At 45.4% G+C, this 23,047-nt stretch carries 19 protein-coding genes; 10 read left to right on the forward strand and 9 right to left on the reverse strand.

Annotation, left to right across the window (positions count from 1 at the left end):
- Window positions 1–22: 22 nt before the first annotated feature.
- The 3 genes from SD450_RS12710 to prfB all read right to left on the reverse strand — a co-directional run bounded on the left by SD450_RS12710 (window position 23) and on the right by prfB (window position 2,005).
- The gene (locus SD450_RS12710) at window positions 23–496 is read right to left on the reverse strand and encodes a hypothetical protein (RefSeq protein WP_318344826.1); all 474 of its coding nucleotides are present in this window, start codon (window positions 494–496) and stop codon (window positions 23–25) included.
- A 69-nt stretch (window positions 497–565) separates the two neighbouring features.
- The gene (gene arsC, locus SD450_RS12715; RefSeq protein ID WP_318344827.1) at window positions 566–907 is read right to left on the reverse strand and encodes an arsenate reductase (glutaredoxin); all 342 of its coding nucleotides are present in this window, start codon (window positions 905–907) and stop codon (window positions 566–568) included.
- Window positions 908–909: 2 nt separating this feature from the next.
- Window positions 910–2,005, reverse strand: a protein-coding gene (gene prfB, locus SD450_RS12720) for a peptide chain release factor 2 (protein WP_318344828.1) whose coding sequence is annotated in 2 segments (ribosomal slippage) — window positions 910–1,941 and window positions 1,943–2,005 — 1,095 coding nt in all. Because the reading frame shifts where the segments join, the coding sequence is not laid out codon by codon here.
- Window positions 2,006–2,397: 392 nt separating this feature from the next.
- On the opposite strand from prfB, the gene SD450_RS12725 reads away from it, so the two are divergent.
- From SD450_RS12725 to SD450_RS12735, 3 genes are read left to right on the forward strand one after another with little or no spacing between them, the layout of a single operon-like run.
- Window positions 2,398–4,797 carry a zinc-dependent metalloprotease gene (locus SD450_RS12725; protein ID WP_318344829.1) on the forward strand — a complete coding sequence of 800 codons (2,400 nt, stop codon included), beginning with the start codon at window positions 2,398–2,400 and terminating at the stop codon, window positions 4,795–4,797.
- 26 nt (window positions 4,798–4,823) lie between these two features.
- Window positions 4,824–5,150 (forward strand): EF-Tu C-terminal domain-related protein, encoded by a 327-nt coding sequence (locus SD450_RS12730; protein ID WP_318344830.1) that lies wholly within the window; start codon window positions 4,824–4,826, stop codon window positions 5,148–5,150.
- 6 nt (window positions 5,151–5,156) lie between these two features.
- Window positions 5,157–6,182: a threonine aldolase family protein gene (locus SD450_RS12735; RefSeq protein WP_318344831.1), complete on the forward strand. Its 1,026-nt coding sequence runs from the start codon at window positions 5,157–5,159 to the stop codon at window positions 6,180–6,182.
- An 89-nt stretch (window positions 6,183–6,271) separates the two neighbouring features.
- Here the strand turns inward: SD450_RS12735 and SD450_RS12740 are convergent, their stop codons facing one another.
- Complete coding sequence (locus tag SD450_RS12740) at window positions 6,272–6,598, reverse strand: YbaB/EbfC family nucleoid-associated protein (protein ID WP_072879281.1); 327 nt, start codon at window positions 6,596–6,598, stop codon at window positions 6,272–6,274.
- 59 nt (window positions 6,599–6,657) lie between these two features.
- Between SD450_RS12740 and SD450_RS12745 the strand changes: the two genes are divergently transcribed.
- The 3 genes from SD450_RS12745 (at window position 6,658) to SD450_RS12755 (ending at window position 11,293) form a co-directional block, all read left to right on the forward strand.
- Window positions 6,658–8,796, forward strand: coding sequence for a S9 family peptidase (locus SD450_RS12745; protein ID WP_318344832.1), 2,139 nt, complete (start codon window positions 6,658–6,660; stop codon window positions 8,794–8,796).
- 71 nt (window positions 8,797–8,867) lie between these two features.
- The gene (locus SD450_RS12750) at window positions 8,868–9,908 is read left to right on the forward strand and encodes a PLP-dependent cysteine synthase family protein (protein WP_318344833.1); all 1,041 of its coding nucleotides are present in this window, start codon (window positions 8,868–8,870) and stop codon (window positions 9,906–9,908) included.
- A gap of 125 nt (window positions 9,909–10,033) precedes the next feature.
- Window positions 10,034–11,293 (forward strand): aminotransferase class I/II-fold pyridoxal phosphate-dependent enzyme, encoded by a 1,260-nt coding sequence (locus SD450_RS12755; protein WP_318344834.1) that lies wholly within the window; start codon window positions 10,034–10,036, stop codon window positions 11,291–11,293.
- 129 nt (window positions 11,294–11,422) lie between these two features.
- On the opposite strand, the gene SD450_RS12760 is transcribed toward SD450_RS12755, so the two are convergent.
- The 3 genes from SD450_RS12760 to SD450_RS12770 all read right to left on the reverse strand — a co-directional run bounded on the left by SD450_RS12760 (window position 11,423) and on the right by SD450_RS12770 (window position 14,206).
- Entirely contained in the window at window positions 11,423–11,842 is a 420-nt protein-coding gene (locus tag SD450_RS12760; protein WP_318344835.1) for a DoxX family protein, read from the reverse strand.
- Window positions 11,843–11,854: 12 nt separating this feature from the next.
- Window positions 11,855–12,973 (reverse strand): GTP cyclohydrolase, encoded by a 1,119-nt coding sequence (locus SD450_RS12765; protein WP_318344836.1) that lies wholly within the window; start codon window positions 12,971–12,973, stop codon window positions 11,855–11,857.
- A gap of 249 nt (window positions 12,974–13,222) precedes the next feature.
- Complete coding sequence (locus SD450_RS12770; RefSeq protein WP_318344837.1) at window positions 13,223–14,206, reverse strand: transporter; 984 nt, start codon at window positions 14,204–14,206, stop codon at window positions 13,223–13,225.
- A gap of 85 nt (window positions 14,207–14,291) precedes the next feature.
- On the opposite strand from SD450_RS12770, the gene SD450_RS19545 reads away from it, so the two are divergent.
- The 4 genes from SD450_RS19545 to SD450_RS12790 are packed head-to-tail and all read left to right on the forward strand — an operon-like array spanning window position 14,292 to window position 19,746.
- Window positions 14,292–14,552: a DUF4834 family protein gene (locus SD450_RS19545; RefSeq protein ID WP_404828246.1), complete on the forward strand. Its 261-nt coding sequence runs from the start codon at window positions 14,292–14,294 to the stop codon at window positions 14,550–14,552.
- Between the two features lie 24 nt (window positions 14,553–14,576).
- On the forward strand, window positions 14,577–17,012 hold the full coding sequence (locus tag SD450_RS12780) for a YfhO family protein (RefSeq protein ID WP_318344839.1): 2,436 nt from the start codon (window positions 14,577–14,579) through the stop codon (window positions 17,010–17,012).
- Window positions 17,012–18,280: a glycosyltransferase family 4 protein gene (locus SD450_RS12785; RefSeq protein ID WP_318344840.1), complete on the forward strand. Its 1,269-nt coding sequence runs from the start codon at window positions 17,012–17,014 to the stop codon at window positions 18,278–18,280. The genes SD450_RS12780 and SD450_RS12785 overlap by 1 nt, the downstream gene beginning before the upstream one ends.
- Window positions 18,280–19,746 carry an oligosaccharide flippase family protein gene (locus tag SD450_RS12790; protein ID WP_318344841.1) on the forward strand — a complete coding sequence of 489 codons (1,467 nt, stop codon included), beginning with the start codon at window positions 18,280–18,282 and terminating at the stop codon, window positions 19,744–19,746. Before SD450_RS12785 ends, SD450_RS12790 begins: the two co-directional genes overlap by 1 nt.
- 43 nt (window positions 19,747–19,789) lie before the next feature.
- Here the strand turns inward: SD450_RS12790 and SD450_RS12795 are convergent, their stop codons facing one another.
- Together SD450_RS12795 and SD450_RS12800 are read right to left on the reverse strand one after the other, a co-directional pair.
- Window positions 19,790–20,968 (reverse strand): hypothetical protein, encoded by a 1,179-nt coding sequence (locus tag SD450_RS12795; RefSeq protein WP_318344842.1) that lies wholly within the window; start codon window positions 20,966–20,968, stop codon window positions 19,790–19,792.
- A 128-nt stretch (window positions 20,969–21,096) separates the two neighbouring features.
- Window positions 21,097–23,037, reverse strand: coding sequence for an OmpA family protein (locus tag SD450_RS12800; RefSeq protein WP_318344843.1), 1,941 nt, complete (start codon window positions 23,035–23,037; stop codon window positions 21,097–21,099).
- Window positions 23,038–23,047 lie beyond the last annotated feature (10 nt).

Raw genomic sequence — 23,047 nt, forward strand, 5'->3', positions numbered from 1 at the left:
TGTGAATGACCTTAAAGATTTGTTAATCCTTTTTCTTTTTCTTCTTCTTGGCTTTTTTGGCGTTGAACCTGTTTTCCTGAAGATCTAGGAATGCGTTGTATTTATCCTCGGGCAGTCCGGCCTTTAATTCTTCGTTCTGCCGCTTTTCTATTTTCTCCATTTCCTCCTTCATTTTCAAAGGTTCCAATTGCAAGATCTGCAATTCTATCCGTTGCTGCACGGATTGCACCAATGAAGTCCTGACCACGGCCTGTTCAAACGGGTCCAGACCCAGTGCCTCGGTGATGGAGGGCATCTGTTCGTCCACAATTTCTTCAGCGGTGGGCGGGGTCTCGTCTTTTTTGGATTCGGTGGGCCCTGCCTGTGGGACCATACTACGCTGTCTTCCATATCTGCTTCCATAAGGAGAGCCATAGCCATATTGGGCCGCTACTTCGTTTATGGAAAAGATTCCCAATAAAAAGGCAAGAAAAAGTAGGGTCTGTGTTCGTTTCATATTCTTAAAGATATGATTTTGTTTGGACTTGCAAGATGCTACATGATGAATTCTCGCTGAAATTCAATGCTATAACAATTTTTTTATGTTCTCGGGCGGCCTTCCTATGACTGCTTTGCTTCCCTTCACCACGATGGGCCGTTCAATGAGTTTGGGATGTTCTGCCAGGGCCCGAATGATCTGGTCGTCCGACAGTTCTTTTCCCTTATAGTTTTCCTTCCAAATGGTTTCATTTTTCCGGACCAGGTCGAGGGGGGCAATGCCAAGATGACCGATCAATGATCTGAGTTCTTCGGCGGAGGGAACATCTTCCAGGTATTTGACGATCTCAAAATCCTTTCCCGATTTCTCCAAGATTTCCAACCCTTCCCTTGATTTTGCACATCTGGGATTGTGATATATTTTCAACATTTCTATTCTTCTTTTTGTCCCATCATCATCAGATAGGCCTTTAAAAATGGATTGATTTCACCGTCCATCACGGCATCCACGTTTCCGGTTTCCTCACCGGTCCGAACGTCTTTTACCAATTTGTAGGGATGCATCACATAGTTCCGGATCTGCGAACCCCATTCGATCTTCATCTTGGAGGATTCAATTTCCGCACGTGCCTCCTGCTTTTTCCGCAGTTCTATCTCGTACAACTGGGATTTCAGCATTTTAAGGGCAGTTGCCCTGTTATCGTGCTGGGAACGGGAGTCGGAGCAGGAAATCTGTATGCCCGTAGGCTTGTGGTACAATTGCACCTTGGTCTCCACCTTGTTCACGTTCTGTCCACCCGCGCCACTGGAGCGTGCGGTGGTGATCTCGATATCCGAAGGATTGATCTCTATTTCAATGGTGTCGTCCACCAGAGGATATACATACACAGAGGCGAACGAAGTATGCCTTTTGGCATTGCTGTCAAAAGGGGAGATGCGCACCAACCGGTGCACGCCATTTTCACCCTTGAGCCATCCAAAGGCATATTCCCCATCAATCTCCAAGGTCACGGTCTTTATGCCCGCCACATCACCTTCCTGATAGTTAAGCTCTTTTACGGTATAGCCACTTTTTTCGGCCCACATGAGGTACATCCGCATGAGCATGGATGCCCAATCACAACTTTCCGTACCTCCGGCACCAGCGGTTATCTGAAGCACAGCAGTGAGTTCGTCACCTTCATCGGAGAGCATGTTCTTGAATTCCAGGTTCTCGATGGCCTCCTTTGCTTTTTTGAACTGAAGGGCCACTTCGTCCCCGGAAACTTCGCCGGCCTGTTGGAACTCCACCAGAACCTCGAGGTCCCCGACCAAGGTTTTGGCCTCTTCATAGTCCTCCACCCATTTTTTCTTGAACTTGAGGGACTGCATTTGTTTTTGGGCCTCTTGTGGATTGTCCCAAAAACTTGGAGCGAGGGTCTTTTCTTCCTCGTTCTCTATTTCAATAAGTTTGGCATCGATGTCAAAGATACCTCCTTAACGCACCAAGGCGCTCAATAAGATCTTTCTGCTGATCTGTAGTTACCATGTAATCTATTTTCGGCAAAAATAGGTTTCTTTTGGCACATAGCCTTAAAAATAACCAAAGAGTCAAGTCCCAGCATCAAGTGTCGAACACCTAATCCTAAAACTCCAGTTCATATAACCCAATGACCAACTTCGGATATCAAGCACAAGTTCAAGTATCAAGTTCCAGGTTTCAAGTCCCAGGTTTCAAGTCCCAATTGCTGAATAAATTAGTATGAAGTGTATGCAGTTAGAGGGAATAACCTAATAATAAATAACCCGATAACCGACTTCGGACTTCCAACATCAAGTTCAAGTGTCAAGTTCCAGGTTCCAATAACTTAATAACTCAATAACAGAGTAACTCAATGTAAAATCATTTACATATTTTTAAGGACAATTTTCAACCACATTATGAAGAACACCACCAAACTCATTGCGCTATGCTTTTTTATGGGACATGCCCTCAGCGCCCAAACCTTTGAAAAGACCAAGGATTTCCAAAAGTTCACCGGTTATTTTGATTTCTATTACGATGATGGTTCGGACAAGATCTATTTGCAAGTGGATGATCTGAACAAAGAGTTTTTGTATGTCTATTCCTTGAGCAGTGGCATCGGAAGTAACGATATCGGTCTGGACAGGGGCCAGTTGGGCAACGAACAGGTCGTTTTCTTTAAAAAGGCTGGGAACAAATTGCTTTTGGTGCAGCCCAACCTCACTTTCAGGGCCATTACCGATAACGAACTGGAAAGAAAATCGGTGGAACAGGCCTTCGCCAAATCCGTTTTGCACGGATTCAAGATCGAGGAGGAGTCCAAAGGCAGTTATCTCATCGATTTTACCGACTTTTTGATGCGTGATGCGCATGGTGTTACTGATCGATTGAAAAGGAGCAAGCAAGGTTCATATAGCCTGGACGCGAGTAAAAGTGCCTTGGCTTTTGACCGCACCAAGGCATTTCCCAAGAATGTGGAGTTTGATGTCACTTTGACCTTCAAGGGCAATCCCGAAGGGGCGTGGATCCGATCGGTGACCCCGGACCCCAGTTTGGTGACCGTGGCCCAGCACCATTCATTGATCGAGCTACCGGATGATAAATACAAAAAAAGGGCCTTTGATCCACGCAGCGGATCGTACCCTTTTTCATATTACGATTATGCCACACCCGTCCAGGAACCTATCTTGAAACAATTTGTACGGAGACATCGGTTACAGAAGAAAAATCCATCCGCAGCGGTCAGTGAAGCAGTGGAGCCCATCATCTATTACTTGGACAACGGCACGCCGGAACCCATCCGTTCCGCACTGTTGGAAGGCGGAAAATGGTGGAACCAGGCCTTTGAGGCCATCGGGTACAAGGATGCTTTCCAAGTAAAGATTTTACCGGACGATGCTGACCCCATGGATGTCCGTTATAATGTGATCCAATGGGTGCACCGTTCCACGAGGGGATGGAGCTACGGAGCCAGTGTCATCGACCCACGAACAGGGGAAATCATCAAAGGGCATGTGAGTTTGGGAAGTTTGCGGATCCGTCAGGACTTCATGATTGCCCAAGCGCTCATGAACAAGCCTTTTGCGGAGCGGGACGATAATTATCAGCCCATGTTGGACTTAGCCTTGGCCCGCATCCGTCAATTGTCCGCCCACGAAATCGGGCACACCCTTGGTTTTGCCCACAACTTTGCTGCAAGCCCGAACAACAGGGCTTCTGTCATGGACTATCCGCACCCACAATTTGAATTGGACGGAAACACCATCAGTTTTGCCAATGCCTATGACACGGGCATTGGGGAATGGGACAAAGTGATCGTGGCCTATTCGTATACCGATTTCCCTTCGGGAGCCAACGAACGGGATGCCCTGAACGGTATCTTGAAAAAGGCCCAGGACGATGGTCTGCGTTATATTTCGGACCAAGATGCCCGCGCAACAGGCGGAGCCCATTTGCTGGCTCATTTATGGGACAACGGGAAGAGTCCCAGTCAAGAACTGGAAAGCATGTTGAAGATCAGGGAAAAGGCCATCGCCCAATTTTCCATTGACAATATTAGAAGTGGAGAGGCATATTCCACCTTGGAAGATGTTTTTGTACCCATATATTTTTTCCATAGGTACCAGACAGAGGCCGTATCGAAGGTGATAGGAGGTCTGGATTACAATTATGCGGTAAAAGGGGATGGACAGACCCCTGTTAAACCCGTGAACGAAGCCGTTCAAGAAAAAGCATTGGAATCCATAATGAAAACATTGGACGCTAAAACCATTGCCATCCCTAAGGATAAATTGGACCTTTTTCCCCCTCGGGCCATTGGTTTTTCCCGATCCAGGGAATCCTTCAAAGGGAGGACCGGAGTGAGTTTTGATGCACTTTCCGTGGCCGAAACAGCCGCTGATATGACCTTGGGATTATTGTTGCACCCAGAACGCGCTTCCCGATTGATCCAACAGAAAAGTCTGGACAAAAACCAATTGGGCCTTCAGGAAGTGTTGGACGAGACCATCAAAAATACTTTTGACCTTTCCCAAAGGGATGCGTATGAGGAAGAAGTGCAGAACACTATCAATTTTAGAGTGCTGTACCACATGATGAACTTGGCGGCACACGATGGCGTACATCCGCAAGTGAACGCCCTGGCGAACGAGACCCTTAAAAGTTTGAAGACACAGTTGCTGGGCAATGGGAAGAGTGCCATTTCCGCAGAAATGGTGAAGCGCATCGACAATTTTATGGAAGAACCTTCGGAGTTCAAACTGATTCCGGTCCCAGATATTCCGGATGGCTCACCCATTGGAATGGATTGTAATTAAATTTGCTAAAAGTCTATAGTAAACACATGATTCCTCGGATTGATTTTATAGCCAAAGTTAAATTTAGGACAGCCAAAGAAGGAGGCAGAAAGTCACCAGCGGTGGAAGGTTATAGACCTGATTTAAAGTTTGAATTTTCTGAGTCTATGTTTATGGCACATCAAAGCTGGATAGAAAAGGACATTGTCTATCCAGGAGATGAAATTCATACTAGAGTAACTTTAGCATCGCCGCATTTGTTAGCAAATAAACTCGCAATAGGCACTGATTTCACACTTAATGAGGGCATATACATAGTTGGGCATGGTCAGATTGAAGAAATTACTAATCCCGATTTAATAAAAAAAGTATAAACAATTGTGGAGATTAACTTAATCAGCGACACGGTCACCAGACCCACCCAGGGTATGTTGGAGGCCATGATGGCCGCAAAAGTTGGTGACGATGTTTTTAAGAACGACCCCACCGTAAATCAACTGGAAGCCAAAGTGGCCGACTATTTTGGGATGGAAGCCGCGCTATTTTTTCCTAGCGGTACCATGACCAACCAAACGGCCATCAAGATACACACACAACCCGGAGATCAGCTGATCTGCGATAAATATGCGCATATCTATAACTATGAAGGTGGTGGGGTGAGCTTCAACAGCGGTGTGTCCTGTAGATTGGTGGATGGCGATAGGGGCATGATGACCGCCAAGCAGGTAGAAGAATCCATCAATCCCCCTGATTTTTACCACAGCCCACTGACCACGTTGGTCTGTATCGAAAACACGACGAACAAAGGGGGAGGGGCCTGTTGGGATTTTACAGAGCTCCAAAAAATAAGGAAAGTCTGTGATGAGCATCATTTAAAATACCATTTGGATGGCGCCCGATTGTGGAATGCCTTGGTGAAAAAAGGGGAAGATCCAAAAGCATACGGAACCCTTTTTGATACCATAAGTGTCTGTTTGAGCAAGGGCATGGGATGTCCCGTAGGTTCTGTTTTGGTCGGGTCAAAGGAACATATAGACAAGGCGCTGCGCATCCGTAAGGTGTTCGGTGGGGGCATGCGCCAATCCGGATATTTGGCCGCTGCAGGCATTTACGCCATGGACCATCATATTGACCGATTGGCCGATGACCATACAAAAGCGGCAGAAATAGGCGATACGCTTTCCGGATTGGACTTTATCAAAAAAGTGGAGCCCATCGAGACCAATATTATCATTTTTGAGATTGATGAGTCCAAAATGACCTCCAAGCGATTTCTGGACCAATTGACGGAAAACCAAGTTTCCATTATTGGCATGGGGCAGGGAAAATTGCGTATCGTGACCCATTTGGACTATACCGATGAGATGCACCTGCATTTTTTGAATGTCCTGAAAAGCATAGGATAATTATTGCCTCGACCACGTTCGACTTGACAAGTTCAAAAAATGTCCCCTTGAGGCCTGCCTGCCGCAGGCAGGGGACTTTAGGGGTGTAGCTACTTCATAAAAGCATCCATCCCCGGGATGTTGGGCATGCCTTCCTTGGCCACGGCCGCCAATTCAGCCTCGTTTACCTTGGTCGCCTTTTCAATGGCCTTGTTCAGTGTTAGTATAAGGTAGTCCTCCAGTTGCTCCTTGTCCGCAAGCAGGGAATCGTCAATGGAAATCGATTTGATCTGCCGATTGGCCGTGAGGGTCACTTTCAATGCCCCGTCCGATGATTGCTCATCGATCATCACGGTGTTCAATCGCTCCTTGGTAGCCTCTACTTTCTTCTGGGTTTCTTTCAGTTTTCCCATCATTCCCATCAAATCTCCAAACATAGGTACAAATTTAATCATGTGTAAGGGCAAAAGTAGTAAATTGGCGAAAATCAAAACGGATGGCACAGTCTATTTCAAAAATTTGTATTCTGGTTTTATGCCTTACTTTTGCATGCTCTTGCAAAAACAGTAAAGAAGAATCGATGAGCATAGTTCCACCAGTGGCGCCCAAACATCCAACAAAGTTGGAAAAGCATGGAGATGTACGTATAGATGATTACTATTGGATGAACAATAGGGAGGACCAGCAGGTCCTTGACTATTTGAATGCCGAGAACGAGTATTATCAAAAAATGACGGCCCACACGGTCAAGTTCCAGGAAGATCTATTTCAGGAAATGAAGGGACGTATCAAGGAAGACGATTCTTCCGTGCCCTATAAACTGGATGGGTATTGGTACATCACCCGTTATGAGGAAGGCAAGGAATACCCCATCTATACCCGAAAGAAGGAAACTTTGGAAGCTGAGGAGGAGCTTATGTTCGACTGTAACCAAATGGCCGAAGGGTTTGAATATTTCAATCTACGGGGCGTTTCCATTAGTCCAGACAATACACTGGCTGCTTTTGCCACGGATACGGTATCCAGAAGACAGTACAACATTCAGGTAAAAAATCTCCAAACCGGGGAAATCTATCCTGATATCGTTGAAAATACCACGGGGAGTTCTGTTTGGGCCAATGATGGAAAAACCTTGTTCTACACCAAGAAGGACCCGGTCACCCTACGTTCCGATAAGATTTTCAAGCATGTTTTGGGCAAACCTTCCACAGAAGATGAATTGGTTTTCCACGAGAAGGATTCCACCTACAATACCTTTGTCTATAAGACCAAGTCCAGAAAATTCATCGTCATAGGTTCCGCCAGTACACTTACTTCGGAATACCGCTTCTTGGACGCCAATGATCCCAACGGGGAGTTCAAGATATTTTCCCCGCGCGAAAAAGGGGTGGAGTATTCCATTTCGCATTACGATGGCAACTTTTATGTGCTGACCAACAAGGATAAAGCCACTAATTTCAAGTTGATGACGACCAGTGAAGACCGTACGTCATCAGACCATTGGAAAGAATTTATACCGCATCGGGAAGATGTGTTGTTGGAAGATGTGGAAATTTTCAAGGACTACTATGTGCTTTCCGAGCGTGAAAATGGGTTGAACCAGATGAAAATATCCCGCTGGGACGGTTCAGACAGCTATTACTTGCCCTTTGATAGTGAAACCTATGTGGCCGGGCCTTCGGTGAATTTGGATTTTGACACCAAGGAGCTCCGATATTACTATAATGAAATGGGTGCGCCTTACGCCATTATTGACTTCAATATGGAGACCAAGACCAAAAAGGTCTTGAAGGAGCAGGAAGTGCTTGGCGGCAAGTTCGATAAGAACAACTATAAAACGGAACGGCTTTGGGCCACCGCCCGCGATGGGGTGAAAGTGCCCATTTCCTTGGTGTACCATAAGGACACGCCCTTGGATGGGACCAGCCCCTTGTTGCAATATGGTTATGGATCATACGGGGCCACCATCGACCCTTATTTCTCATCGGTCAGGTTGAGTTTGTTGGATCGGGGGTTCATCTATGCCATAGCACATATCCGTGGTGGGGAATATTTGGGAAGACCGTGGTATGAAGATGGAAAATTGCTCCGAAAAAAGAACACTTTCACTGATTTCATCGATGTTTCCAAATTCCTTATTGAGCAAAAATATACCAGTGCCAATCATTTGTATGCCATGGGTGGCTCTGCAGGAGGATTGTTGATGGGAGCCGTCATCAATATGGAGCCGGAATTGTACAAAGGTGTGATTGCGGCGGTACCTTTTGTGGATGTGATCACGACCATGCTGGACGATACCATTCCGCTCACGACAGGGGAGTATGACGAATGGGGCAATCCGAATGACAAGGAGTATTACGATTACATCAAATCCTATTCCCCGTACGATAACGTGGAAAGGAAAGCCTACCCCCATATGTATGTGTCCACCGGCTTGCACGATTCCCAAGTACAGTACTGGGAGCCGGCCAAATGGGTGGCCAAACTGAGGGAATATAAAACGGACGATAACCTACTGTTCCTGGACACCAATATGGAAGCCGGACATGGTGGGGCCTCTGGGCGTTTTGAGGCTTTGAAGGAGACGGCGAAGGAATATGCTTTCATTTTAGATCTGGAAGGAAAAGCCCATTAAAAATAAAATGTTACTTTTGCATGGATCATGTCCCCATTTTTTGTGGATTTGGTCCTTACCTAATACCAGTTATGAAGAAACAGATAAATGCGCATAGCAGTATCCTAGACTTAATTGGAAGTACCCCCTTAGTCAAGCTAAACAGAATAGCGGCCCCCCTTACCGGAAACTTCTACGCCAAGTTGGAATCCTTCAATCCAGGGCATTCCTCAAAGGACAGAATTGCAGTCCATATCATTGAAGAAGCGGAACGTCAAGGTATTTTGAAGCCGGGAAGCACCATCATTGAGACCACATCGGGCAATACAGGCTTCAGTCTGGCCATGGTAAGCATCATAAAGGGCTACAAGTGCATCTTGGCCGTGAGTTCCAAATCCTCACCGGACAAAATCGACATGCTTCGCTCCATGGGCGCTAAGGTATATGTTTGTCCTGCCCACGTGAGTGCGGACGATCCACGTTCGTACTACGAAGTGGCCAAGACCTTGCACAGCGAAACACCAAACTCCATCTACATCAACCAATATTTCAACGAACTGAACATCGAGGCCCATTACAAGAGTACCGGCCCCGAAATTTGGGAGCAGACCAATGGACAGATCACCCACTTGGTGGCCTGTAGTGGAACAGGAGGGACCATTTCAGGAATTGCCCGTTATTTGAAAGAGCAGAATCCGGACGTGAAAGTGTTGGGGGTTGATGCCTATGGTTCTGTATTGAAAAAATACCACGAGACCGGGGAATTTGACCACAATGAGGTGTATCCCTATCGTATAGAAGGTTTGGGAAAAAATCTTATCCCAGCGGCCACAGATTTCAATAGTATTGACCGTTACGTGAAGGTAACCGATGGGGAAAGTGCCCATATGGCCCGTAAATTGGCCCATACCGAAGGCATTTTTGCCGGCTACACCAGTGGAGCTGCCATGCAGGCACTCTATCAACTGGACACCGAAGGGGAATTTACCGCGGACAGCAATGTCGTGGTGGTGTTCCCCGATCATGGATCAAGGTACATGAGCAAGGTGTACAGCAACGAATGGATGGAAAACCAAGGGTTTTTCGATATCCAAAATGCCGAAGTACCAGAGAAAATAGAATACATTAAGTAAAATGTATACATAGAAATTGGAAGAAACGGCAATGCAAAACATTGTCGTTTTTTTGTACAAAAATTTCGTTGTGTGAGCTACATAAAAATATATACTTTTGCACTTGAATCAAATTTTAAAGGTAGATGAGAGATTTATTTGATAGAATCATTGAGAACAAAGGACCCTTGGGAAAATGGGCCTCACAGGCCGAAGGATATTTCGTGTTCCCGAAACTGGAAGGTCCCATATCCAACAGAATGAAATTCCAAGGAAAGGATGTCATAACGTGGAGTATCAATGACTATCTGGGTCTCGCCAATCGACCGGAAATCAAAAAAGTGGACGGTGAAGCCGCCATGGAACATGGTGCAGCCTACCCAATGGGTGCCCGTATGATGAGCGGACACACTGATTATCACGAACAATTGGAACGTGAGCTCGCCGAATTTGTCCACAAGAAAGCCTCTTATTTGTTGAACTTCGGGTATCAAGGGTTCATGTCCGTGATTGACGCCTTGGTATCCAAAGATGATATTATTGTATATGATGTGGATTGTCATGCCTGTATCATTGATGGGGTGCGATTGCATATGGGGAAACGCTTTACCTTCAAGCACAACGATCCCGAGAGCCTTGAGAAGAACCTGGAACGTGCCACTAAAATGGCCAATGAGACTGGTGGTGGCATTTTGGTCATCTCCGAAGGAGTCTTTGGAATGCGGGGCGAACAAGGCATCCTCAAAGAGATCGTGGAACTGAAGAAAAAATTCAAGTTCAGGTTCTTGGTGGACGATGCCCACGGTTTTGGTACATTGGGTAAAACAGGTGCCGGAGCAGGTGAGGAGCAAGGTGTACAGGACGGCATTGATGTCTATTTGGCCACTTTTGCGAAATCCATGGCAGGTATCGGGGCCTTTGTTGCCGCAGACAAAGAAATCATCGAGTATTTGAAATATAATCTCCGTTCGCAGATGTTTGCCAAATCTTTGCCGATGGTCTATGTGAAAGGCGCATTGAAAAGATTGGACATGTTGCGTACCATGCCCGAACTAAAGGCAAAACTTTGGGAAAACGTGGACGCGTTGCAAAATGGTCTTCGGGAGCGTGGTTTTGATCTTGGAACAACTTCAAGCTGTGTAACCCCCGTTTATTTGAACGGTAGTATCCCCGAAGCCATGGCCTTGGTAAAAGACCTTCGTGAAAACCATGGAATTTTCTGTTCCATTGTGGTATATCCGGTAATTCCTAAAGGATTGATCCTATTGCGTTTGATCCCTACGGCCACCCACACCATGGAAGATATTGCCGAAACTCTGGATGCTTTCTCATCGATTAGGGAAAGACTGGAAAACGGTACCTACAAGCGACTTTCTGCTGCCGTTGCGGCCGCGATGGGGGAATAAATTATAAACTTAACAAATCAATATAGGCACAGGTTCGCTTCGCTCGGACACTGTGCCTATATTTTATAATAGTGATTTAGATCGAAAAAGGCTTGGCTCCCTCGTATTGATTTTTTTATATCTACCTCGCTAAAGATAACTGTCCACTTCCAGATATTTTTCCTTTAGGGTGCTTAAGGCAAAAGCTGCAGCAGAAGCGGTATAAACAGAAAAGTCCAATGCACCTTTTATTCCCGTGGAAAAGGTCATGGAAAGTGCAAAAAGTAATAGAAGGAATCCGCTCAATTTGGCGAACAGTTCAGTTTTAAACCCGATGAGGATAAAAAGGGCAAAAATAATCTCAGCTCCGGTAGCGATTGCCCCAAGTATAGGGATAAGAGACTCTGGAACCCATGGGTTGATAACCTGCGTATAGTCCAAAAAATTTTCCCAATTTCCCCATACCGAAACCTCTTTGGCCCACATACCAAATCTATCGGCCACAGCAGATAAAAAACTGATTGAGAGGCCAAGACGTAAAAAGAGCTTAATGGCGGTGATTTTGTTCATGGTGGATTGTTTTTATAGGTCCTTGCGATATGTACGTCTCCGTTTGTGCGTCACAGGGTCAAAATGCTTCCACATCTGCCGTATGGCCACATTGTCCTCCAGTTCCGGTGTGCGGATACAGTTCACGATGCCCTTTTTCTTGAAGGTATGGTAGAATTCATTGAAGATAATGGCCGTTACCCCTTTGTTCTGATAATCGGGATGGATACCGATCAGGTAAAAGATGACATCCTTGCTGTTCTTTCTGGCGTTCAATAAATGAAAGATGCCCGTGGGAAATAGTTTACCGTTCGCCTTTTGCAATGCTCTGGAAAAAGAAGGCATCACAATGGCAAAAGCTACAAGATTATCCTCGGAATCCACCACAAATTTGATATACTCCGGATTGATGAAACTGATATATTTTTTCTTGAAATACTCCTTTTGAACGTCCGTGATCCGTACAAAGGAAGACAGTTTGGAATAGGTTTCATTGAATAGGTCGAACATCTTGTCCACCCAAGGCATGATGTCCGCGCTCTTCTCAAAATTCATTTCCTTCAGGCCGTATCGTTTTTTTACCAACAAGTTGGCCTTGTAGAACAGTTTCGGATCGGCTTTTTCCGCCAAAAACTTGTTTTCCAGATATTCTTTTTCCTTTACAAAGCCATGTTGCTCGTAGTGTGATTGATAGTACGGATGGTTGTACCACGTGATCATGGTCCCGATATGGTCAAAACCTTCAATGAGCACCCCCACTTTGTCCAAATTGGAGAAGCCCACTGGCCCTTCCATATATTCCAATTGGTGTTGTTGGCCAATTTCCTTCACCTTGTCCAGCAATGCCTTGGAAACTTCAAGATCATCCACAAAATCGAACCAACCAAAGCGCATTTTCCTGAGGTTTTGGTCGTTCACCTCCAACCAATTGATGATGGCAGCGATGCGGCCAACCAATTTGTTGTCCTTATAGGCCAGAAAAAAAGAAGCTTCGGCATTTTTGAACACGGGATTGATATCCTTGTCAAAGGAATCCATCTCATCTTTGATGATGGGGGGCACCCAATAAGGGGAACCTTTATAGAGCGAGAACGGGAATTTGACAAACTGCTTTAGGTCTGCTTTGGACTGGACCTGTTTTATGGTGACCATACATCAATTTTTGCAAGGCCAATAATAGGGAATATTGGTTATAGTAAAAAATCTAAACCACTATCTATTTGAAAAGTAATAGAACTGATAACTGTTATCAGGTTACTCAGTTATTTAGATGGCAAACATAAATAATAACCCAATGATCTATAACACAATCAACTCTTATGATAACGGTTTCATTCAAAGAGAAGATTTCATTGTAAATGACAAAAAATCAATCAAATAGAAAAATAAAGTAGTCCAAATTTAGAAATCGATGTCATCTTTTGCCCTCTTTCTGTCCTTTTTGGACTTTCGTTTGTTGGCGTTCTTTTTGATGCTGCCGTTTTGGCCAGGTTGCTGCTCGTCTATCGCCTTCACTTGATCTTTGTGGAAGTCCAGACGGTAGGAAAAGCCCAGAACGGCAAAAATACGGGAGGGTGAGTTTTTGAAACCCGATCCGAGGTGAAAATCGGCCTGAAAGTCAGGGTTGATGAGGCGGGCCACCCCGGCCCTAAGGATGATATCGGAATAGCGGTCCCCCGAAATGCCTTGACCTTCCACAAATATGCTCCACCTGGGATCTCTGAAGGCATGGGTCACAGAAAGGGCGTAGCGCCATTCGGGAAAATCCGTCCCAATCCGGTCATAGGCGATGTTGGAAATCAGCACGACCCTCGGCGACAGTCTACTTTGGGTATTCACACCCCCTCTGTACGAAAGGCTGGGATCTCCCGGATAAAAGGGATTGTCACCAAACAGGAAGTTGGCACCACCGTACAACGAAACTGCAGGAATCAGGTTTTTCCATTGGAACACATTATTGGCCCTCCAGCTATACAGGTTGGGTTTGTTGCGTTCGGGATTTTTATAGGGATCGTAGACAAGATATTTCAACCCCAAACGGTTCCGTGAAAAATTGGTCAGGTTCCCTTCGATGCCAAAATCGGGATAGGTAATGTTCTGGCTCATGAAAGATCCTTCCAAAATGACTTCCAGTTCCTCGAACAACAGACCGTAGCGAAAGGCGTAATCCGTACCAAAAATGTTGGAATCGGAGTTCAGGTCCGCATTGTCCTGCTGCTCATAAAAAAGTCCCACTTCTGCCTGTACCACACCTTTGCCCACGGCATAGGCACTTACGGCCCTTCCCGGCCTGTTGGAATTGATGACATCCGTGTACTGCGCGCTGAGGAGCGTTGGGAGTAAAACAAAAAAGAAAATTGACCTTTTGGCAATGGAAAAATCCATATAACTGATTTTAATACTATTTTAAGATACGTTTCCGGGGTTTAGTGGACCAACAGTGTAATTTTGTTACAATAACGAGAGCTATATGGTTTTACTACAAACGATTTTAATCATCATATTAGTATATTTTGGGTTGAAATTGCTCCTAAAATGGTTGGCTCCCAAATTGCTCAATTATGCCATCAAAAAGACCAGCGAACGGTTTGGGCAGCAGTTTGGAGGTCATCGGGATTTTGGTGGGGATAGAACTCATGAAGGGGATACCACCATTGTCAAAAAGCCATTCCGAAGATCCAACCCTTCAAAAAAAGTTGGAGAATACATAGATTTTGAAGAAATTGACTAATATTTGTCTTTTCAAAACCTATCCATGAATCTCTCCCCAAAAGCCATTATCACCCATATTTGTGTAATCGGTTTGTTCGTCCTTGCCTCATTGCTCTATTTTTATCCAGTGTTGCAGGGCAAGGCCATTTTTCAATCGGATATTGCCCAGTATAAGGGCATGGCCAAGGAAAGGGACGCCTATAAGGAACTGACAGGGGAGGAGTCCTACTGGACCAACAGTGCGTTTGGCGGAATGCCCACCTATCAGTTGGGGGCCAACTACCCGAACGATTATGTAAAAAAATTGGACCGTGCCATCCGTTTTTTGCCCAGGCCTGCGGATTATCTGTTTCTGTATTTTATAGGTTTTTATATTTTGCTGCTCTGCTTGAAGGTCGATTTTCGGTTGGCTGCAATCGGGGCTTTGGCCTTTGGGTTTTCCACCTATCTCATCATCATTCTTGGAGTGGGGCACAATGCCAAGGCACATGCCCTCGGGTATATTCCCATGGTTTTGGGCGGGATTGTACTTGTCTTTCGAAAAAAATACTTATGGGGATTTATATTGACGGCTGTGGCCATGGCACTCGAAATCACGGCCAACCACTACCAGATGACCTATTACTTCATGCTTCTGGTGTTGCTTTTGGGATTGGTACAGCTCATCTATGCCATCAAGGAGAAAGAGTTGAAACATTTTTTTGTCTCTGTGGGAATCTTGATATTGGCCGTTGTACTGGGTGTTGCCACCAACGCTACGGGGATCATGGCCACCAAGGAATATGCAGATTGGAGCACGAGGGGAAAATCGGAACTCACCATCAACCCTGATGGTAGTCCAAAGGAAGCGACCAGCGGGCTGGATAAGGAGTACATCACCCAATACAGTTATGGTGTTGCGGAATCATTGGACCTTTTTGCGCCTCGATTGTTCGGTGGAACAGGTCAAGAGAATTTAGGAAAGGATTCCAAAGTCTATCAATATTTTGTGGACCAAGGATTGCCACCCAGTCAGGCCCTCGAAGTATCCGGGCTTTATCTATACTGGGGGCCACATCCATTCTCCGGTCCTGCAGCGCCGGCCTACATTGGTGCCATTGTGGTGTTTTTGTTCGTTCTTGGGCTGTTTTTGGTCAAGGGAAAGAAAAAATGGTGGTTGTTGGCAGGTGCGCTGATGTCCCTTTTACTTTCTTGGGGCAAAAATTTCCCATTGCTCACGGATTTTATGATCGATTATTTCCCTCTTTATAACAAGTTCAGGGCAGTATCCTCCATTCAAGTGGTTTTGGAACTCTGTTTCCCTGCATTGGGCATTTTGGGGCTCAGGGAACTGTTCAGGGCCAATGTGGGTCAAAAGGAAAAAGTAGCTGCCTTGAAATGGAGTTTTATCATTATACTTGGATTGGTCGTGTTCCTCTTTTTATTGATGGGCATTTTCGATTTTTCCGGAGCGAACGATGATCGATATCGTCAGTATTTCGGGGATGCCGTGTTGGAAATCCTCAAAAGCGACCGAAAGGCAGTATATGTCGCAGATACCCTTAGATCGTTGATTTATGTGGTACTGGCTGCGGCCACACTTTGGTTTTTTATCAAGGAAAAGATCGGAAGGAACTTATTTGTATTGGTATTGGGCGGATTGATTTTGTTCGATTTGGTGGGCGTGGACCTGCGCTATGTGAACGAGGACAATTTTGTGCGCCAACGCCAAATGAGCGAACCTTTTCAGGCCAGTCAGATAGACCAGATGATCCAGCAGGACGATTCTATTTTCAGGGTGTTCGATCCACAGGAAGGTATAAACGGCGCGCGCACCTCATATTTCCACAGTTCCATTGGGGGCTACCATGCGGCCAAGCCAAGGGCTTTGCAAAACCTGTTCGAATACCATCTGTACCAGAACAACCTTCAGGTGCTGAACATGCTGAACGTGAAATACATCATCCAGCAAGATGAAGAAGGCAATAGTGTTCCCGCCATCAACGATGATGCCAATGGGAATGCTTGGTTTGTTGAGCAATTGATTCCTGTATCCTCTGCCAATGAAGAGATTTTGAAGTTGAAGGATTTCAATTCCAAGACGCAGGCCATTGTGAATACCAAAACCTATCCCAAGCTGACCAAACTCAGATACGAAGTGGATTCGTTGGCCCAAATCGAAGTGGTGGATTACCGTCCCGATCATATCAAATACCGTTCTTCCAACCCAAATGATGGTTTTGCGGTCTTTTCGGAAATGCATTATCCATCGGGGTGGAATGCCTTTATTGATGGAGAGGAGCAGCCCCATTATAAGGTGGACTATGCCTTGCGAGGGATGAAGATTCCTGCCGGAACGCACGAAATCGAGTTCAAGTTCCAGCCCGAAGTGGTGGAAAAAGGCAGCCAAATTGCCTTGATTTCCAGTATTTTACTGGGATTGGTCATTGTGGGCGGTATTGGTTATTCATTTGTTTCCAAAAAATCCAAGGATTCCTGATGCGAAAGGTTTTGGTCATAGCATACTATTGGCCTCCAGCCGGGGGACCAGGGGTGCAGCGATGGCTAAAATTTGTGAAATATCTCCCCGAATTTGGGTTTGAACCGATTGTGTATGTTCCCAAAAATCCGAATTACCCTATTGTGGACGAAAAATTGATGGCTGAAGTCCCCAAAGGCGTCAAAGTCATCCAACAACCCATCAAGGAGCCATATGGGCTTGCATCGCTGTTGTCCAAAAAAAAGACCAAGACCATCAGTTCGGGGATCATTAGGGAGAAAGACCCGTCGGTTTTAGAGAAACTCTTGCTGTGGATCCGTGGCAACTTTTTCATCCCCGATGCCCGCAAATTTTGGGTAAAACCCTCCATTTCCTTTTTGGCGAAACTCATTGCGGATGAGGGCATCCAAACCATCATCACCACAGGACCGCCACACAGTCTGCATCTGATTGGAATGGGGTTGAAGAAACGATATGATTTGCAATGGATCGCCGATTTTCGAGATCCTTGGACTTCCATTGGCTATCACAGCAAATTGCGTTTGACCCCATTTGCACGCAAGAAACACGTAAAACTGGAAAAAGAAGTTCTGGTTTTGGCGAATAAAGTGGTGGTGACCAGCCGCACGACCCAAACGGAATTTGAGGCCATTACGCCAAAGCCCATCAAGGTAATCACCAATGGTTTTGATGATGTGTTAGGTCCAGTTGATTTGGATTCGGAGTTCACCATTTCCCACATCGGGTCGTTGCTGACGGGAAGAAACCCTTTAGGTTTATGGCAGGCTCTCAGCGAATTGGTCCAAGAAAATGTGGCATTTCAAAAGCACCTGAAAATACAGTTGGCCGGGGTAGTGGGGGAGGAAGTCCTGCAATCTATCAAGGATTTTGGATTGGATGCCTATGTGATCCAAATGGGCTATCTGTCCCACGAAGAAGTATTGAAAGTACAGCAGCGGTCCCAATTGCTTTTGTTATTGGAAATTGATTCCGAAGAGACCAAGGGCATCATCCCAGGGAAACTTTTCGAATACCTGAATGCCAAACGTCCTATTTTGGCCATTGGGCCTGACGGATGGGAAGCGGGCAACATGGTTTTGGAGGCACAGGCGGGCATGGTATGCCCCCACACAAATGTCGCTTTGCTAAAAAATGTACTTTTGGATAGTTTTACACGCTATCAACAAGGGAATTTGGAGTGCGGTTCCGGGAATATTGAAAAGTACCATCGGAGGGCGTTGACCGAATCCTTGGCAAAATTCATCTAATGGGAATTGTTCTCAAGCAATCAGTTCAGAACGTAGTGTACACGTATGCCGGCTTTTTCATCGCTGCCATCAATACGCTTTTCCTCTACACGAAAATATTGCCCGACGCCTATTATGGCCTTGTCACGTTCATTTTGGCTGCGGGTGCCATTTTGATGCCCTTGATGGCCTTTGGGGTGCACAATACCATGGTGAAATTTTATAGCCGTTGCCCCGAGGAGGAGAAAGATGGCTTTTTGACCCTCATGCTCCTCGCCCCTTTATTGGGCGTTGTTCCCGTGGCATTGTTTGTTTTGTTGGGCTATAATCCTTTGGGGAATTTGATTTCCAAAGTGAACCCTATCGTCAAGGACTACCTTTGGTACATCTTTTTGGTTGGACTTTCCATGGCCTATTTTGAAGTGTTCAACGCTTGGTGCAAAGTGCATATGAAGTCCGTGTTCGGGAATTTCATGAAAGAGGTCTTTGTCAGGGTAGGGGTATCCATATTGTTGGCCCTGTTCTATTTTGAGATAATATCCTTGGATACCTTTTTGAAACTATTGGTGGGTCTGCACCTGTTGCGAACGGTTATCATCAAAATATATGCCTTCACCCTTCGGTATCCCAAGTTGGATTTTCACTTTCCAAAGCATACAAGGGAAATACTGTACTACTCGCTTTTGATCATTCTGGGGGGATCGGCAGCTCTGATTTTGTTGGAAATTGACAAGGTGATGCTGAACCAATTCGTTAGTATCGAGAATGTGGCCTATTACAGTGTGGCCGTCTATATTGCCACAGTGATCATTGTTCCTTCGAGGGCGATGCACCAAATTACCTATCCCTTGACGGCGGAACTTCTGAATTTAGGGGATATGGTCGGGTTGAAGAAACTGTACCAACGAAGTTCGCTCACCCTTTTCATCGCTTCGGGCCTTTTGTTTGTGTTGATCATCCTGAACCTGAACGACCTTTACCTGTTGATTCCTGAAAATTATAGAAGTGGTTTTGTGATCGTGTTTTTGATAGGGTTGGCCAAGGTGTTGGATTCTCTTTTGGGGAACAATAACTCCATTTTATTCAATTCCCAATATTACAAGACGGTTTTGGTATTTGGGGTAGGGTTGGCCATATTGACCATAGTGCTCAACTATTTGTTGATACCCCGCTTGGGACTAGAAGGCGCTGCATTGGCCAGTTTTGTGTCGATTTTCATCTTCAATCTGGTAAAGCTTGTTTTTGTACAAATGAAATTTGGCATTCTTCCCTTTACGAAAGAAACCTTTAAGGTTTTGGCGACATTGGTGATGTTATCAGGTCTGTTTTATATGTTGCAGTTTCCTTTTCATCCCATTTTGAACATTATTCTAAAATCTGGACTGATCGTGCTGATGTATGTGGGGATTTTGTACCGCTTCGGGATTTCTGAAGATGTTTCCGGTCTATTGAAGAAATGGCTCAAAAAAATGCCCCGTAGCAGATAAATCCAACCACGGGGCAAACAACTAACCAACCTAAAAACTATTTTTAATTATTTCCTCTTGAGCTTCTGGAGGAAGATGCCCTAGCGCCGCTGCTTCTTCTGCTCACGGAATTTCCAGAGCTTCTATTCACTGTGTTGCCAGAACTCCTGGAGACTGTTCGCTTTGCGTCATTTCCCCTGCTCACCGCTGACCTGTTACTGGAAGAGCTCCTTGTTTCGGGCTTTCTGTAGGTGGTCGTGGATCGAGATACCGTTTTACGGTCCGGGGTCGATGTGACCTTACGTTGGGTAACACTCCTTGTGTTTGGGGTGCGCTCCACTTGTCTTTGGGTCACGGTCCTGCCGTTGTTCGCATTGCTCCTTGAAGCACTGCTGCTACGCTGCACGGTTTTCTGTGAAGACGATTGTCTTTTCACATTGTTGTCACCATTGTTGGAGCGGATGGCCGGGCTTCCATTTCGTTGACTGTTTTGGGCCACAGACCTGTTGCTCCTTCCAGAATCGGAACGTCTTACAGTGTTGTTGTCACGTACGGCGACCCTGCTATCGTTTCGGTAAATGTTCTCCCTTCTGTAACGGTTATCGTTTCGATATACCTTTCCAACATGTGCATAAGCTCTGCGGACATTGTTCCTGTAAGGGGCGTAATACGTGTATCGGACAGGGGCGTAATATCTCCTGTAAGGTCTTGTGTACACATTACAGAACCCGATTGCAGGTCTTATAAAGTACCTATGGTAAGGCATGTACACATAATGTCTGTTATAGATGTTGATATATCCTGTATAGTGACTGAAGACACCTCCATTGTAATACACGTGCAATCCACCGATTCTACGGACCCTACCGTTGTTGTACCAAATGTCCACATTTCCGATTTGGGAAACACGTCCGTAATAATCGTAGAATATGGGAATGTTCTCTACTTGGATCACTGCGCCATAATCATCATACTGGACGAAAGGGTTATAGTCGTAGCCAGAGTTGAAGGTAATGCCCACATTACCGATTTGGGCACCAACGCCCACATTCACCCTGCTGTCCATATAGAAGTCGAACTCACCATCGGGGTAAACTGAAAAAGTTACCCCATCTTCCACAAAGATGAATGAGTTGCCGTAACCACGGACAAAATTTGTCTCAATCGTGTTTTCTGTCTTTGCTGCTTGAATGTTTGGGACTCCAAGTGCAACCGCTGCTATTATGAGTACTAACTTTTTCATATTACAAGGTTTTAAGTTCTAGATACAATTATTTGTATCCAACCAAGTAATATCAATCAGCGTGCCAAAAAAATAAATAAAAACGCAACTTTCTGATATGTAGAAAGTTGCGTTTTGTTTGGGTTGGTCTAATTCTTTATGATAAACATGGACCTTCTGTTGAGTTGATGGTCCTCTTCTGAACAGTTTGCCCCATTGGAGCACTTGTTCACCAATTGTGATTCGCCATATCCCTTGGCGGACAACCTGTTTCTGTCCACTCCTTTTTTCACGAGCCATTCCAAGGTGGATTTGGCACGCCTGTCGGACAGTTCCCTGTTATAATTGTCATCTCCCCTGGAGTCGGTGTGGGATTCAATATGGATGACCAATTGTGGGTATTCCTTCATGGCCTGTAGGATCTTGGCAAGCTCCACTTCGGCATCAGGTCTGATATTGTGCTTGTCAAAATCAAAATAAATGGGCTGTAGATCCAATCGACATCCCAGGTCATTGACTGGGCAATCGGGTGGGGCAAGAGCCAGATCAACTTGTGTGGACATCATGCCCATAGGTGTGGTCAATGTCTTTTCCTTGGGCTGGTAATCCATTTCATTGTTGGAGGCCCTAACGGCATATTGGGTGCCGCAATCGGCTATGCCCTCAAAACTGTAGGCACCATCTTTCTGAACGGTTTTTTGGGAAACGACCTTATTGTCTTCATCCAAAAGGGTGACCAATGAACCTTCAAGGGGCCTGCCCGTTTTTTCATCAGTGACAATTCCTTTGATGATGACACTACAATTCTCATTGAAGGCATAGATATCATCGGAAACACTACCTTCAATACCTTCCCTGTTGGAGGAAAAATAGCCTGTTTTGCTGGATTCATCTATGATAAAACCGAAATCATCCTGGCTGGAATTGATGGGGGCTTTTAGGTTGGTCACTGTTTTGAACTGGCCATTGCCATTGAGTGAAACCACAAAAACGTCAAGTCCTCCCAAGCCCATGTGGCCATCACTGGAAAAGTAAAGGTTGTCATTTCCGCTCACAAAGGGGAAGCTTTCCCGCTCTTCCGTGTTGATTTTTGGACCAAGATTAACGGGTTGACCGTACTGTCCGTTCGCCATGATGTCCACGTACCAAAGATCTGATCTTCCGAGTGAACCTTCCATATCCGAGGAAAAATATAAACGGTTTTCGGCATTGTTCAGTGCAGGATGGGCCACTGAATATGAATTGCTGTTGAACGGCAATTCTTCCACATCCCCCCAACTGCCATCATCTTTTTTATTGGCTTTGTATATTTTCAGGCTGACCAATCGTTTTTTATCCCTCTTCTTTTTGCCATTGATGTAATTGTTCCGAGTGAAGTACATGGTGTTGCCATCTTTGGTGAAGGCTGCTGAGGACTCGTGGTAGGGGGTATTGATGTCACCCTTAAGGGCGACTGGGTTTTCCAAAGCTCCATTTTCACCTATTTCGGCCTCATAGAGATCTAAATAGGGGAGACCGTTCCAATCGTGGGTCTTTCCTCCTTCGGTATTTTTGGAAGAGGATGCGAATACAATTTTGTTGTTGTGAAAGGTTGGGCCAAAATCTGAACTGGAAAGCCCCTCAGTGATGTTGATGGCCTTATATTTTCCAGCCTTCATATTTGTGAGGTCCTCTAGGGAAACAGCACTGTTCTGAAGGTTTGTGGCCACCTTGCTATTGCTGGACAGGGCAGTGTATCGGTCCATCATTTTTTCTGACTCACTATACTCGCCAATAGTTTTCAACGATTGGGCTGTGCGGTAATAATATTCTGGTTCCACCTCGTTGGGATAGTTTTGCACCAGTTTTTTGTACCATTTTGCCGCTTCGCTATACTCGCTGTTGAAATAATAGGTGTCCCCCAATTTTTTGAACACTTGTGCAGATTCATAGCCATCTTCCACAACGTTGAGATATATCTTTCTGGCATCGATGTAAGCGTAGCTGTCAAACTGCTCATCAGCTTTTTTCACCTTTCCCTCTTGTGCACTTAACACACCAATGGACAAAAGTACGATTAGTGTGATATGTCTTATATTTCTTGTTTTCATCCTAAAACTA

This window comes from Flagellimonas baculiformis, assembly GCF_033441575.1.
GTDB classification, from domain to species: domain Bacteria; phylum Bacteroidota; class Bacteroidia; order Flavobacteriales; family Flavobacteriaceae; genus Flagellimonas; species Flagellimonas baculiformis.

Excerpts from the sequence above, each read along its gene's own strand:
- SD450_RS12780 (WP_318344839.1), top strand. The coding sequence starts at position 14,577 with ATGAATCTCTCCCCAAAAGCCATTATCACCCATATTTGTGTAATCGGT.
- SD450_RS12800 (WP_318344843.1), bottom strand. The coding sequence starts at position 23,037 with ATGAAAACAAGAAATATAAGACATATCACACTAATCGTACTTTTGTCC.
- SD450_RS12755 (WP_318344834.1), top strand. The coding sequence starts at position 10,034 with ATGAGAGATTTATTTGATAGAATCATTGAGAACAAAGGACCCTTGGGA.
- SD450_RS12730 (WP_318344830.1), top strand. The coding sequence starts at position 4,824 with ATGATTCCTCGGATTGATTTTATAGCCAAAGTTAAATTTAGGACAGCC.
- SD450_RS12795 (WP_318344842.1), bottom strand. The coding sequence starts at position 20,968 with ATGAAAAAGTTAGTACTCATAATAGCAGCGGTTGCACTTGGAGTCCCA.
- SD450_RS12770 (WP_318344837.1), bottom strand. The coding sequence starts at position 14,206 with ATGGATTTTTCCATTGCCAAAAGGTCAATTTTCTTTTTTGTTTTACTC.
- SD450_RS12725 (WP_318344829.1), top strand. The coding sequence starts at position 2,398 with ATGAAGAACACCACCAAACTCATTGCGCTATGCTTTTTTATGGGACAT.
- SD450_RS12745 (WP_318344832.1), top strand. The coding sequence starts at position 6,658 with ATGGCACAGTCTATTTCAAAAATTTGTATTCTGGTTTTATGCCTTACT.
- SD450_RS12750 (WP_318344833.1), top strand. The coding sequence starts at position 8,868 with ATGAAGAAACAGATAAATGCGCATAGCAGTATCCTAGACTTAATTGGA.
- SD450_RS12740 (WP_072879281.1), bottom strand. The coding sequence starts at position 6,598 with ATGTTTGGAGATTTGATGGGAATGATGGGAAAACTGAAAGAAACCCAG.
- SD450_RS12710 (WP_318344826.1), bottom strand. The coding sequence starts at position 496 with ATGAAACGAACACAGACCCTACTTTTTCTTGCCTTTTTATTGGGAATC.
- arsC (WP_318344827.1), bottom strand. The coding sequence starts at position 907 with ATGTTGAAAATATATCACAATCCCAGATGTGCAAAATCAAGGGAAGGG.
- SD450_RS12765 (WP_318344836.1), bottom strand. The coding sequence starts at position 12,973 with ATGGTCACCATAAAACAGGTCCAGTCCAAAGCAGACCTAAAGCAGTTT.
- SD450_RS12785 (WP_318344840.1), top strand. The coding sequence starts at position 17,012 with ATGCGAAAGGTTTTGGTCATAGCATACTATTGGCCTCCAGCCGGGGGA.
- SD450_RS12760 (WP_318344835.1), bottom strand. The coding sequence starts at position 11,842 with ATGAACAAAATCACCGCCATTAAGCTCTTTTTACGTCTTGGCCTCTCA.
- SD450_RS19545 (WP_404828246.1), top strand. The coding sequence starts at position 14,292 with ATGGTTTTACTACAAACGATTTTAATCATCATATTAGTATATTTTGGG.
- SD450_RS12790 (WP_318344841.1), top strand. The coding sequence starts at position 18,280 with ATGGGAATTGTTCTCAAGCAATCAGTTCAGAACGTAGTGTACACGTAT.